Annotated in this window: 10 protein-coding genes; 5 read left to right on the top strand and 5 right to left on the bottom strand. The window is 67.6% G+C overall.

Annotated features, from left to right (window positions below):
- Positions 1-5: 5 nt before the first annotated feature.
- Positions 6-686, bottom strand: a complete 681-nt coding sequence (locus ACSVDD_RS11405; protein ID WP_448189468.1) for a hypothetical protein — start codon at positions 684-686, stop codon at positions 6-8.
- Between the two features lie 155 nt (positions 687-841).
- On the opposite strand from ACSVDD_RS11405, the gene ipdC reads away from it, so the two are divergent.
- The 4 genes from ipdC (at position 842) to ACSVDD_RS11385 (ending at position 6,135) form a co-directional block, all read left to right on the top strand.
- Positions 842-2,455, top strand: a complete 1,614-nt coding sequence (gene ipdC / locus ACSVDD_RS11400) for an indolepyruvate/phenylpyruvate decarboxylase (protein WP_448189467.1) — start codon at positions 842-844, stop codon at positions 2,453-2,455.
- A 51-nt stretch (positions 2,456-2,506) separates the two neighbouring features.
- Positions 2,507-3,181, top strand: coding sequence for an isoprenoid biosynthesis glyoxalase ElbB (elbB, locus tag ACSVDD_RS11395; RefSeq protein WP_448189466.1), 675 nt, complete (start codon positions 2,507-2,509; stop codon positions 3,179-3,181).
- Between the two features lie 101 nt (positions 3,182-3,282).
- Entirely contained in the window at positions 3,283-3,846 is a 564-nt protein-coding gene (locus tag ACSVDD_RS11390; RefSeq protein ID WP_448189465.1) for a hypothetical protein, read from the top strand.
- A gap of 270 nt (positions 3,847-4,116) precedes the next feature.
- Positions 4,117-6,135: a methyl-accepting chemotaxis protein gene (locus tag ACSVDD_RS11385; RefSeq protein ID WP_448189464.1), complete on the top strand. Its 2,019-nt coding sequence runs from the start codon at positions 4,117-4,119 to the stop codon at positions 6,133-6,135.
- A gap of 43 nt (positions 6,136-6,178) precedes the next feature.
- Here ACSVDD_RS11385 and serA read toward each other — a convergent pair whose 3' ends face one another.
- Complete coding sequence (gene serA / locus ACSVDD_RS11380; RefSeq protein ID WP_448189463.1) at positions 6,179-7,756, bottom strand: phosphoglycerate dehydrogenase; 1,578 nt, start codon at positions 7,754-7,756, stop codon at positions 6,179-6,181.
- A gap of 227 nt (positions 7,757-7,983) precedes the next feature.
- Positions 7,984-9,147 carry a phosphoserine transaminase gene (locus ACSVDD_RS11375; RefSeq protein WP_448189462.1) on the bottom strand — a complete coding sequence of 388 codons (1,164 nt, stop codon included), beginning with the start codon at positions 9,145-9,147 and terminating at the stop codon, positions 7,984-7,986.
- A 129-nt stretch (positions 9,148-9,276) separates the two neighbouring features.
- On the opposite strand from ACSVDD_RS11375, the gene ACSVDD_RS11370 reads away from it, so the two are divergent.
- Positions 9,277-9,609, top strand: a complete 333-nt coding sequence (locus ACSVDD_RS11370) for a hypothetical protein (RefSeq protein WP_448189461.1) — start codon at positions 9,277-9,279, stop codon at positions 9,607-9,609.
- 9 nt (positions 9,610-9,618) lie between these two features.
- On the opposite strand, the gene ACSVDD_RS11365 is transcribed toward ACSVDD_RS11370, so the two are convergent.
- Together ACSVDD_RS11365 and ACSVDD_RS11360 are read right to left on the bottom strand one after the other, a co-directional pair.
- Complete coding sequence (locus tag ACSVDD_RS11365; protein WP_448189460.1) at positions 9,619-10,977, bottom strand: hypothetical protein; 1,359 nt, start codon at positions 10,975-10,977, stop codon at positions 9,619-9,621.
- Between the two features lie 316 nt (positions 10,978-11,293).
- Complete coding sequence (locus tag ACSVDD_RS11360) at positions 11,294-12,958, bottom strand: NAD+ synthase (protein ID WP_448189459.1); 1,665 nt, start codon at positions 12,956-12,958, stop codon at positions 11,294-11,296.
- Positions 12,959-13,053: the final 95 nt, after the last annotated feature.

Here is a 13,053-nt window from a genome sequence, read left to right as displayed (position 1 = left end):
CAACATCAAGGCCGCGCGTTCGCCCCGCAATACTCGGCCGGGTCCACCACGCCGACCACCGTGACCTCGGTGTCCTTGGCGACGACATACTCCTGGGCGCCGCGGATGTCCGGGGCCGCCGGGTCCCAGTTGTAGGTGTAGCCGAGGCGCGTCCATGGATAGCCAGACTTCGCCATATCGGGGCTCACCTGATGCGCGCCGACCATCCAGTTGGCGAACCACGCCACGTACTCCGGCGAGCCCTTCACCACGTTGCCGCAGGAAAGCGTTGTAGGGTCCGGGTCGGCGCAGGGGCGGAACACGCCGGCCGCGGTCGGGCCGGTCTTCTGCGGGCCGTCGATGCGGATGCGGACGAAGCGCCGCTTGGCGATGTCGGCCTCCGTCGCCGGCTTCAGCCCGAGCAGCTGGTTCAGCCGCGGGACCGCCGCGTCGCGCGGGAAGCTGCGGCACAGATCGCGCACCTCCGGCTCCACGGTGATCCAGGTCTCACGCTGGAGCTTGACCGTGCCACCGACACTGCCCGCCGCCCAGTCCGGGTAGGTCGTGTAGGTCACGGCATGGATCGGGTAGGCGAGCGGCGTGAGCGGCCGGACGTTGGCCTCCTCGAACACCGCGGAGCGGGCGACGGAGCGGTCGTAGAGCTGCGGTTCCGTCGCGCACGCCGCCAGGACCAAAGTTGCGGACACAAATACAAATCGACGCATTTCGCACTCACCGCTCAGCCGACACACGGAGCGGTAGCGTAGACGCGAACAGCACCCCTTGATCCAGGACAATGTGCCGCACCCCGTCCTCGGCCATCCTCCACACCAGGGAAATGAACCCGAAGGGGATGGAGACGATGAAGCTCGCAGAAGCTCTGCTGCGCGCGCTGAAGGAGCGCGGCGCGCAGACGGTGTTCGGCATTCCGGGCGACTTCGCCCTGCCGTTCTTCAAGGTGATGGAAGAGACGCAGATCCTGCCGCTGGTCACGCTGAGCCACGAGCCGGCGGTGGGTTTTGCCGCCGATGCCGCGGCGCGCGCCGGCACCACGCTGGGCGTGGCGGCGGTGACTTATGGGGCTGGCGCGCTCAATCTGGTCAACGCGGTGGCCGGGGCCTACGCCGAGAAGTCGCCGGTGGTGGTCATCTCCGGCGCGCCCGGTGCCGGCGAGGGCGGCGGGCTCTTGCTGCACCACCAGGGCAAGACGCTGGACACCCAGTACCGCGTCTTCCAGGAAATCACCGTGGCGCAGGCACGCCTGGACGACCCGGCCACCGCCCCAGCCGAGATCGCCCGCGTGCTGGGCGCCGCCCGCGCGCTGTCGCGGCCGGTCTATCTGGAACTGCCGCGCGACATGGTGAACCGCGAGGTCGAGCCGGTCGGCCCCGACCCCGAGCTGCCGGTGGAGCCCGACGCGCTGGACGCCTGCGCCGACGAGGTTCTGGCGTGCCTGAAGGCGGCGTCCTCGCCGGTGCTGATGGTGTGCGTCGAGGTGCGCCGCTACGGCCTGGAGGACAAGGTGGCGGAGTTGGCGCGGCGGCTGGCCGTGCCGGTGGTGACCTCGTTCATGGGGCGCGGGCTGCTGTCCGGCGGACCGTGGCCGCCGCTCGGCACCTATCTGGGCGTGGCCGGCGACCCGGCGATCACCAGGCTGGTCGAGGAGTCCGATGGGCTGTTCCTGCTCGGTACCATCCTGTCCGACACCAACTTCGCGGTGTCCGAGCGCAAGCTGGACCTGCGCAAGACCATCCACGCCTTCGACCGCGAGGTGACGCTGGGCTACCACAGCTACCGCGACCTGCCGCTCGACCGGCTGGTGGACGCGCTCCTGGAGCGTCTGCCGCCGTCCGACCGCACGGCCGAGCCGCAGGGGCGCGCCTACCCCACCGGCCTGATCGCCGACGCCCAGCCCATCGGCCCGATGGACATCGCCTGCGGCGTCAACGACCTGTCCGCCGCGCACGGCGACCTCCTGATCGCGTCGGACGTCGGCGACTGCCTGTTCACCGCCATGGACATCCGCGACGCCGGGCTGATGGCGCCGGGCTATTACGCGGGGATGGGCTTCGGCGTGCCGGCCGGCATGGGCGCGCAGGCGGCATCGGGACAGCGGCTGCTGATCCTGGTGGGCGACGGGGCGTTCCAGATGACCGGGTGGGAGCTGGGCAACTGCCGGCGCTACGGCCTCGACCCCATCGTCATCCTGTTCAACAACCAGAGCTGGGAGATGCTGCGCACCTTCCAGCCGGAATCGCGCTTCACCGATCTGGACGACTGGCACTACGCCGACATGGCGCGCAGCTTGGGCGGCGACGGCGTGCGCGTGCACACAAGGGCGGAGTTGCAGGCCGCGCTGGAAAAGGCATGGGAGACGCGCGGGCGCTTCCAGCTGATCGAGGCGATGATCCCGCGCGGCGTGCTGTCCGACACGCTCGCCCGCTTCGTGAAGGGGCAGAAGCGGCTGCACAAATAGCCGGGGCTGCGCTAGGCTCGGTTCCAACCAAACACAATGGAGGAACCGAGCATGGCGGACAGCAAGATCCGGGTCGGCGTGGTGTTGGCCGGCTGCGGCGTCTACGACGGCGCGGAGATCCACGAGGCGGTGTGCACGTTGCTCGCCATCGACCGCGCGGGCGCGCAAGCCGTGTGCTACGCCCCCAACGTCGATCAGGCACACGTCGTCAACCACCTGACCGGCGACGAGTCGGCCGGACCCCGCAACGTTCTGGTGGAATCGGCGCGCATCGCCCGCGGCAAGATCGCGGATCTCGCCACCTTCCAGGCCAGCGCCGTCGACGCGCTGATCTTCCCCGGCGGCTTCGGAGCGGCGAAGAACCTGTGCAGCTTCGCCTTCCAGGGGGCGGACTGCTCGGTGAACCCCGATGTCGAGGCCGCCGTGCGCGCCATGACCGCCGCCGGCAAGCCCATTGGCGCGCTGTGCATCGCCCCGGCGATCCTCGCCAAGCTGCTGGGCAAGGAGGGGGTGGAACTGACCATCGGCTCCGACCCCGGCACCGCCGAGGCGCTGGAGGCCATGGGCGCCAGGCACCGCGTCACCACGCACTGCGAGATCGTCGTGGACCGGGCGCACAAGCTGGTCACGGCGCCCTGCTATATGCTGGACGCATCCATTTCGCAGATCGCCGATGGTGCGGCCAACGCGGTGAACGCGCTGATCGGGCTGGTCCGTTCGGCCTAGCAAGCCCTTCCATAGGACCCCGAGAGTAACCCGCCGGGTGGAATTTACCCGGCGGGATCACCCCCGTACCATTCGCCTTCCAAGCTGGCTTGGAGGGCAGCATGGCGCGCACGCTCATCCTCATGGTCCTGATGCTGCTGGCCGGTATCGGCACGGCGCAGGCGGACTGGTACGCGGTGGATGCGGGGCGCGTGCGCATCTCCGTCCGGCACCCGGCCTTCCCCGGCCAGCAGCCGGCGGTGAGCGTGCGCATCCCCGACGACGTCGCCCGCACCGCACAGTCCGACTGGCTGCGCTTCGGCAAGCTGTCGGAGCCCGGAGCGGTGTTCACCGCCACCTACCAGACCGAGCACCGGCGCTTTCCGGCCTATTCGCTGCTCGACAGCTTCCGCCACAAGGAGGCGTTCCGCGCCTGGACGACGGTCGCCGTCGAGAACGGCCCGGCCGTGCGCTCGGAGTTCGGCCCGGTGGAAACCCTGAAGGTGCTGATCCGCAAGGACGGGGTGGAGCGCCGGTGCGGCTACTGGCATTGGCAGGACAGCGATAACCGCGCCTATTTCGACGGCTGGTACTGCCCGGCGGCGGGCCAGGAGATCAGCGACGCCGACCTCGACCGCTCAATCCGCGCCGTCCGCTTCCGCACCCAGGAGGCACGGGCGCCCTGACCAATCCATCGCCCTCGCATGATCGGAAAGCCGAATCATACGGTGGCAACACCACTTGCCAATAACGGCACCACCACCGGACGACGCCGCACCGATACGAAAGCAGCGCTCAATAAAACAGCAACATGGTGAACATTCATGCAAATCGCGAGCGGATTTCGCATACGCGAACGTATTATGAAAGCCATAAAGCAACTTGCCGCAGTCATAATCTTGAAACCTCACCAACATCGGATACCGTTACCCGCACGGCTTTATGGGGTAATGGACATGACTGAGCGTGTGTGGAGGCGCCCGAAGATTGCCGGGCTGGTCAACTGGTTCGGCATCCTGCTCACGCTCGCGTTCCTGGCCGCCGGTGCTTCGGGGAATCTGGCGATCAATCAGTTGAAGGTCGGCGGGCCGATCTACCAGCGCATCGTGCTCGGCAAGGACTTGATCGCCGACATCCTGCCGCCGCCCGAATACGTGATCGAGGCGTATCTGGAAACCACGCTGGCGTTGAACGACCCGGCGTCGCTGGACGAGCGCCGCGCCCGTCTGGCGCAGTTGCGCAAGGACTACGACGAGCGCCACACCTACTGGCTGACGCAGGACTTCGATCCGGTCCTGCGCGACATGATCACCAAGACCTCGCACGCCCCCGTGATGCGTTTCTGGGAAAAGACCGAGACCCGCCTGCTGCCGGCCCTGGCCAAGCGCGACATGGACGCGGCGCGCGCGGCGTACGCCGAGGTCGCCGCCGCCTACCACGCGCACCGCGCGGTCGTCGACGATCTGGTCAAGGGCGCCGAGCGGTTCAACACCGCCACCGAAACCGATGCCGCCGCGCGCGAGACGCTGTTCATGACCATCGTCTGGGTGGCGTCCGCGGTGGTGCTGACGCTTCTGGTCGCCGGCGTCCTGGGCATCGCGCGCGGCGTCATCCGCCCGGTGATCGCCATGACCGACGTCATGAAGACGCTGGCCGGCGGCGACCTGACCGTCGCCATCCCCTCCGCCGAGCGAAACGACGAGGTGGGCGCCATGGCCGGCGCCATCGCCGTGTTCAAGCGAAACGCGCTGGAGGCCGAGCATCTGCGCCGCCAGCAGGAGGAAGACCGCGCGCGCGCCGAGCGGGACAAACGCACCGCGCTGATGCACATGGCCGAGACCGTGGAGCGCGAGGCCACCGCCGCGGTGGAGAACGTGGCGACCCACACCGGCCGCATGGCCAGCAACGCGACGGACATGGCCGCGTCGGCCGGCGCGGTGAGCACCAACAGCCAGAACGTCGCCGCCGCCGCCGCGCAGGCGCTGGCGAACGCCCAGACGGTGGCCTCGGCGACCGAGCAGCTCACCGCGTCGATCCGCGAGATCGCCGGGCAGATCGGCAACGCCACCGACATCACCGGCAAGGCGGTCGCCGCTTCCGGCCACGCCGAGCAGACCATGCTGCAACTGGTGGACGCGGTGAACCGGATCAGCGAAGTGACCAGCCTGATCAACGACATCGCCGGGCAGACCAACCTGCTGGCGCTCAACGCCACCATCGAGGCGGCGCGCGCCGGGGAGATGGGCAAGGGCTTCGCGGTGGTGGCGTCGGAGGTGAAGAACCTCGCCAACCAGACCGCCAAGGCCACCGACGAGATCGCCAGCCAGATCACCGAGATCCAGTCCACCACGGCCGAGACGGTGGAGGCGGTGCGCGCCATCACCAGCGCCATTCGCAACGTCGAGGCCGTGTCCACCACCATCGCCACGGCCATCGACCAGCAGGGTTCGGCCACCAACGAGATCGCCCGCAACGTCGCCCAGACCTCGACCGCGGCGCAGGAGGTGGCGACGCGCATCGCCCAGGTTTCGGACGAAGCCTCGGTCACCGGCGAGCGGGCGACCCAGGTGAACAGCCTGTCGGGGCTGGTGGCGCAGAGCATCGACCAGCTCCGCCACGTGGTCATCGAAGCGGTGCGGACCGCCACGCCGGAGGTCAACCGGCGCGCCTCGCCGCGCTACGCGCTGAACCGGCCGGGGACGCTGTCCGTCGCCGGACGCTCGTGCCCGGTGACCGTCGAGAACGCCTCGGAGGGCGGCGCCCAGGTTTCCGGGGCGGTCGCCGGGCTCAGCGCGGGGAACGCCGTCCAGCTGGCCGTGCAGGGCATCGACCGCATCATCCCCGCCGTGGTGAAGGGCGTGGAGGACGGCCACGTCCATCTCACCTTCACCCTGCCCGCCGCCGACACGCCGGCCTTCGCCGACGCCTTCCGCCGGCTGGTGGCCGGGCTCCGGCCGATGGATCGGGCGGCGTAAGAAAAAGCCCCTCTCCCGTGAAGGAAGAGGGGCTTTTTCTTCATCAGAAGCGCAGCACCTTCGCCTGCACCACGCTCGGCAATGCCGCGATCTTGCCCAGCACCTCGTCGCCAATCTGCTGGTCCACCGAGACGAGCGCGATGGCGTTCTCGCCGGCCGCGGTGCGGCCGAGGTGGAAGGACGCGATGTTGACGCCGGCATCGCCCAGCGTCGCCCCCAGCCGGCCGATGAAGCCCGGCTTGTCCTCGTTGCGGATGTAGAGCATGTGCGTCGACAGCTCGGCCTCGATCGGCACCTCGTCGATGCCGACGAGGCGCGGCTTGTCGCCGCCGAACAGCGAGCCGGTGATGGTCCGCGTGCGCTGGTCGGTGACGATGGTCAGCCGGATCAGCGTGTGATAGTCGCCGGCCCGCTCGCGCTTCACCTCGGTGATGTCGATGTTGCGCTCGCGCGCGATGACCGGGGCGTTGACCATGTTGACGCTGTCCAGCAGCGGCGCCAGCAGGCCCATGACCACCAGCGCCGTCAGCGGCTTGGTGTTCAGCTCGGCAACGTGGCCCTCGTACTCGATGGTGATGCCGCGCAAGCCCGACCGCGTCACCTGCCCCGCAAAGCTGCCGAGCTGTTCGGCCAGCCGCATGTACGGCTTCAGCTTCGGCGCGTCCTCGGCCGAGACCGACGGGCTGTTCAGCGCGTTCACCACCGCGCCGCTCATCAGATAGTCGGACAGCTGCTCGGCCACCTGCAACGCCACCTTCTCCTGCGCTTCCGACGTGGAGGCGCCGAGGTGCGGGGTGCAGATCACCTGCTCCATGCCGAACAGGATGCTCTCTTTGGCCGGCTCGACCGCGAAGACGTCGAGCGCCACGCCGGCAACCTGCCCGGACTCCAGCGCCGCCTTCAGATCCTCCTCGACGATCAGGCCGCCGCGGGCGCAGTTGACGATGCGCACGCCCTTCTTGCACTTGGCGAGCGCCTTGGCGTCGAGGATGTTCCTGGTCTGCTCGGTCAGCGGCGTGTGCAGCGTGATGAAGTCGGCACGGGCCAACAGCTCGTCCAACTCGACCTTCTCGACGCCCATGTCGGCGGCGCGCTCGGCCGACAGGAACGGATCGTAGGCGACGACCTTCATCTTCAGCCCGAGCGCCCGGTCGGCGACGATGGAGCCGATGTTGCCGGCGCCGATCAGGCCGAGGGTCTTGCCGGTGACCTCGACGCCCATGAAGCGGTTCTTCTCCCACTTTCCGGCGTGGGTCGAGGCGTTGGCCTGCGGGATGTCGCGGGCGACGGCGAACAGCAGGGCGATGGCGTGCTCGGCGGTGGTGATCGAGTTGCCGAACGGCGTGTTCATGACGACGACGCCGCGCTGGGTGGCGGCCGGCACGTCGACGTTGTCGACGCCGATGCCGGCGCGCCCGACGACCTTGAGCTTGTGCGCGACGGCCAGCACGTCCTTGGTCACCTTGGTGGCCGAGCGGATGGCGAGGCCGTCGTAGTCGCCGATGATGGTCTTCAGGTCGTCGGCGGAGAGACCGGGACGCACGTCCACCTCGACGCCGCGCTCGCGGAAGATCTCGACCGCGCGGGCGCTCAGCTTGTCGGAAATCAGGACCTTAGGCATTTTTGTTTCCCCCAGGAATTTATTGTTATGCCAAGTGGTTAGCCCCCACCCCATCCCTCCCCCGCTGTCGCAGGGGAGGGGGTCGGATTCTTGCCTTCCCCCCGAAGCGGCGGAGTTCCCTCCCCTGCGTAGCTCACGCGCAAGCTTCGCTTGCGCTGACGTGGCTGGCGGGTCCTCTGGACCCGCCGAGAGCGGGGGAGGGTTAGGGTGGGGGCCAGTGCCCGCGCTTACGCGGCCGCCGTGATCTCGGCCTTCGCCGTGGCGAACGCCCAGTCCAGCCATGGCAGCAGCGCCTCGATGTCGGCGCCCTCCACCGTGGCGCCGCCCCAGATGCGCAGTCCCGGAGGCGCATCGCGGTACGCCCCGACATCCAGCGCGACGCCCTCCTTCTCCAGCAGCGACGCCAGCTTCTTGGCGAAGTCCGCCTGTCCGGCAGCGTCGAGCTTGGTCACCGCCGGGTCGGCGATGGTCAGGCAGATCGACGTGCAGGAGCGGATGGCCGGGTCCTTGGCGAGGAACGCCGCCCAGCCGCCGGTCTTGCCCTGCCATTCGGCGAAGCGCGCGAGGTTGCCTTCCGAACGCTTGATCAGCGCCGGCAGCCCGCCGATGGACTTGGCCCAGACCAGCCCGTCGATGGCGTCCTCGACCGCCAGCATGGACGGCGTGTTGATGGTGTCGCCCTTGAAGATGCCCTCGTTGATCTTGCCGTCCTTGGTCATGCGGAAGATCTTCGGCATCGGCCACGCCGGCTTGTAGCTCTCCAGCCGTTCGACCGCGCGCGGGCTGAGCACCAGCATGCCGTGCGCCGCCTCGCCGCCCAGCACCTTCTGCCAGGACCACGTGACGACATCGAGCTTGTCCCACGGCAGATCCATGGCGAACGCCGCCGAGGTGGCGTCGCAGATGGCCAGCCCCTGACGGTCGGCCGGAATCCAGTCGCCGTTCGGCACGCGCACGCCCGAGGTCGTGCCGTTCCAGGCGAACACCACGTCGCGCGACCAGTCGGCTTGGCTCAGGTCGGGGATCTCGCCGTAGCCGGCCTGGAGGATGCGGGCGTCGAGCTTGATCTGCTTGGCGATGTCGGTGCCCCAGTCCTTGCCGAAGCTCTCCCACACCAGCACGTCCACCGGACGCGCGCCGAGCAGCGACCACAGCGCCATCTCGACGGCGCCGGTGTCGGAGGCCGGCACGATGCCCAGGCGGTAGTCAGCGGGGATGCCCAGGATTTCCTTGGAGAGGTCGATCACCTGCTGAAGCTTGGCCTTGCCCGGCTTGGAGCGGTGCGAGCGGCCGAGGCAGGCGTCCTTCAGCGCGTCCAGCGCCCAGCCCGGCCGCTTGGCGCAAGGGCCGGAGGAGAAGTTGGGAACGTTCGGCCGGACGGAAGGCTTCATGCGGCGTTTCCTTCGATTCTAGGCGACCGGGTGGGCGGTCGCGGCCCAGCGCGACGATAGGAGCGACGCGGGGGTACGTCAATCGAAGGGACTGAGGCGCAATGACGCGTGGGCTGCGCATTCGGGCGGATGCCCGACTGGCAATTTGCGGTTGCCGACGCGCCCAAGGAACCGAGGCGACGGATTGTTGTTTCTTTCACGCCACAAGCATGGAGCACGACCATGGTCGTCCGCCTCGCTATTGCAGCGCTTGTTTTCATGATGGTTCAAGCCGTTCTGTTCGGGATCGGCGCCGTGCTCGTTCTGGCAACGCCGCTCTCCGAGTTCGCCATGACGCTCATGCCGTGGGTGGTGGGGGCCAGCACCGTGATTTCGCTGCCGTTGTCCTGGTTCGTCGCCCCCCGCCTGCGCCTGCGCTATTGGCGGGAACGGGAGGGCTACGGCCAGATGAGGAAGGCGTGACCGCAGCCGTCAGAACTGCGTGCCCCTGACGTTGCCCGAGGCGTTGGCGGTGTGCTTCTGCTCTTCCGACAGCATGTTTTCGAGCCGGATGCGCATCGTCTGCACCACGGTGTCGTAATCGGCTTTCCGGTTGGCCTTGAAGGCATCCGCCGCCCGCCGCAAGATGGCATCGAACTTCGGCAACGGCAGTATCTGCTTCAGCGAATCCGGGAAGTCTTCTTTGAGCTTGCCGTAGAACCGCTCCATCTGGTCGATCGACGCGAACGACTCCAGGAACATTTTTATCTTCCCTTCGGAGAAATGCTCCAGATTGTCCATGATCACCCGGAGCGCCTCCGCGTGCTCGCGCAACAGATCGATATGTCCAGAATGATTGTCGAGCGTCGGCCAGGTGTCCAGTCCCTTTGAATTGAGCATGTCGCTCAAGAACGTCACCCAATTCTCCCGAGCCTTCACATCCTCGGCATCCTTGCTGAACAGCTTCATGATCAGAGAGTCGACGGCGCACATATCCTCGAAGGCGTTTCCCGAGGACATGGCGTCTCTCGGCAGGGACTCCTTCGGATTCTTCGCGCAGAATTCCTCGGCCCGCGACTGCGCGGATCGGACGATGTGCATCAGGGCAGACAGCGTGTCCGCCGAGGTGTCGTTGATGAACGCGATCTGCTTGGGCGTTTTCAGGTGGCGCAGCTGCGCTCCGATCAGTGACGCCTTGCCCGGTATCTGCCGCGCTCTCTTGACGATGTCGATGTTTTCCGGCTGGGTGAACTTTTCGCTGAAGATGAAGACGGCGGAACAGGGGTGGTCCGCCGCGAAGGGAGACGTCTTCCCGTTGGGCTCCTCACCCTTTTCAAGGCACTGCTCTATATAGCGAAGCAATTTTTGCCGATCTTCGGACGACAGCGTGTCGAGAAGCGGCTCGATGACGGACAGCCGGACGACCCATGACGGCACGCCGTAGGCGGCGCTTGTCCCCAGCCAGCTCGGGTGCGGCTCGCACGACGCCTCTCCGGGAAGCTTCAAGCGGATGTCGAACAGAGTCTGCAAACCGACGTACCGGGTATCCGCATCCGCCGCCAGGGAAAGTTCCATCGGGTAGTGGATAACCGACTCCACCTCCCGGCGCTTTGCCTCGGTGAGCTGATGCTGAGCTTCGAGATACGCGAACAGCGCCTCGACGACGCGGTCGCGGATGACCCGCTTCAGCGCTTCGTAATCGATGGGGCGGTCGCCGTGTCCCTGTTGTCCTTCCGGCACTTCCTCCATGAGGAAGCCCAGCCCCTTCTCGAACAAACTCAGCTTTTTCTTTTTCGGGGCTTTTGCTTCCGCCGCGGCCATACGCGGGAAGAGAGGCTCTTTGGCGGTCATGGTATCCTCTGACGGGATACCGGGTCGTGTGCACGGCCAAGGGTCATAAGCCGACGTTTCCCAAATGGTCGGACATTCCACACGTCATGGGGCCCACACGTCATAGGGCGCAGAATACCCCCGCCGGGGGCATTCAGGAAGGGGAGTTCTGCATCATTTTCGCGCTTGTTGCGTCGTGCCGGGAGCGCCTCATACCGAAGGCGCTTGATGTCTTCCATCAAGCGCCTTCGGTTCAAACCCGGCAGCATATTGCGCAGCAATGTGCGGGAGGGTGATACGGCCGGCCGATCATGGAAGCATTCATGCGCCGGCCGTATCACACCACGCTGGTGAACCCGTTGGTGATCGGATAGCGCCGGTCACGGTTGAAGATCCGCCGAGTGATCTTCACCCCCGGAGGCGCCTGACGGCGCTTGTACTCGGCAAGGTGCAGCATGCGCCAGACCTTGTTCACCGTCTCCGCCGCGTGGCCGCGGGCGACGATCTCGGGGATGCTCAAATCCTGCTCGACCAGACATTCCAGGATATCGTCCAGCACGTCGTAGGGCGGCAGCGTGTCCTGGTCCGTCTGGTCGGGCTTGAGTTCCGCCGTCGGCGCCTTGGTCAGGATGCGCTCGGGCACGACGCGGCCGGCCGGCCCCCTGGCGTTGGGCGGCAGGTTCCCATTGCGCCAGCGGCACAGGCCGTAGACCGTCGTCTTGTAGACGTCCTTGAGGATCGAATAGCCGCCGCACATGTCGCCGTACAGCGTCGAGTACCCCACCGACAGCTCCGACTTGTTGCCGGTGGACAGCACCATGGCGCCGAACTTGTTGGACAGCGCCATCAGCGTCACGCCGCGCGAGCGGGCCTGGAGGTTCTCTTCCGTGATGTCCGGGTCGCGGCCGGCGAAGGCCGGGGCGAGCATGTGGCCGAACGCCTCCATGGCCGGCATGATGGCGATGGTGTCGATGCGGCAGCCGAGCAGTTCCGCCGCCTCGGCCGCGTCGTCCAGGCTGTCCTGCGAGGTGTAGGGCGACGGCATCATCACGCAATGCACGCGGTCCGGCCCCAGCGCGTCCACCGCCAGCGCCGCCGACAGCGCCGAGTCGATGCCGCCGGACATGCCCAGGATCACGCCGGGAAAGCGGTTCTTGTTCACGTAGTCCTTGAGGCCCAGCACCAGCGCCTCGTAGATGCCGCCCAGCCCCTCGGCCGGCTGGGTCGTCTCGCCCTCGGCGCAGGTCCAGACATCGTCGGCGCCGCGCTCCCAGCGGGTCATCAGCAGATGCTCGGCGAAGCTCGGCGCCTGGGCCTTCAGCGTGCGGTCGGCGTCCAGCGCGAAGGAGGCGCCGTCGAACACCAGTTCGTCCTGGCCGCCGACCTGATTGACGTAGAGCAGCGGCAGGCCGGTCTCGGTCACCCGCTGCACGGCGAGTTGCAGGCGACGGTCGAGCTTGTCGGCCTCGTAGGGGCTGCCGTTGGGGACGATGAGGATCTCCGCGCCGGTTTCGGCCAGCGTCTCGGTGACGTCGGGGGTCCACATGTCCTCGCAGACCAGCACGCCCAGCCGCACGCCACGGAAGTTGATCGGCCCCGGCAGCGGGCCGGCGGCGAACACGCGCTTCTCGTCGAAGACGCCGTAGTTCGGCAGATCGTGCTTGAACCGCACCGCCGCGACCTTTCCGCCGTCCAGCAGCAGCGCCGCGTTGTAGGTCTTGCCGCCGTCGCGCCAGGGCGCGCCGATCAGCACGGCCGGGCCGCCGTCGGCGGTCTCGGCGGCGTACTCGGTCACCGCGCGCTCGACCATGTCGAGGAAGAACGGCTTCAGCACGAGGTCTTCCGGCGGATAGCCGCACACCACCAGTTCGGAGAAGACGACGAGGTCGGCCCCCCGCGCCGCCGCTTCGGCCCGCGCGGTGCGGATGCGGTCGATGTTGGCGGGGATGGCGCCCATGGTCGGGTTGATCTGGGCGAGCGCGATGGACAGGCGATCGGTCATGGTCGGTTCAATCCGTTTCCCGGCGGTCACACGCACCGTAGCAGCCGGGACCGCGCTGCGGAAGCCGTTGCGATCACGCTTGGAACCCGCTCGGG

Source organism: Azospirillum terrae, from assembly GCF_053470425.1.
The sequence above is the reverse complement of the archived record's forward strand: the minus strand, read 5'-3'. Positions and strand labels throughout refer to the sequence as shown.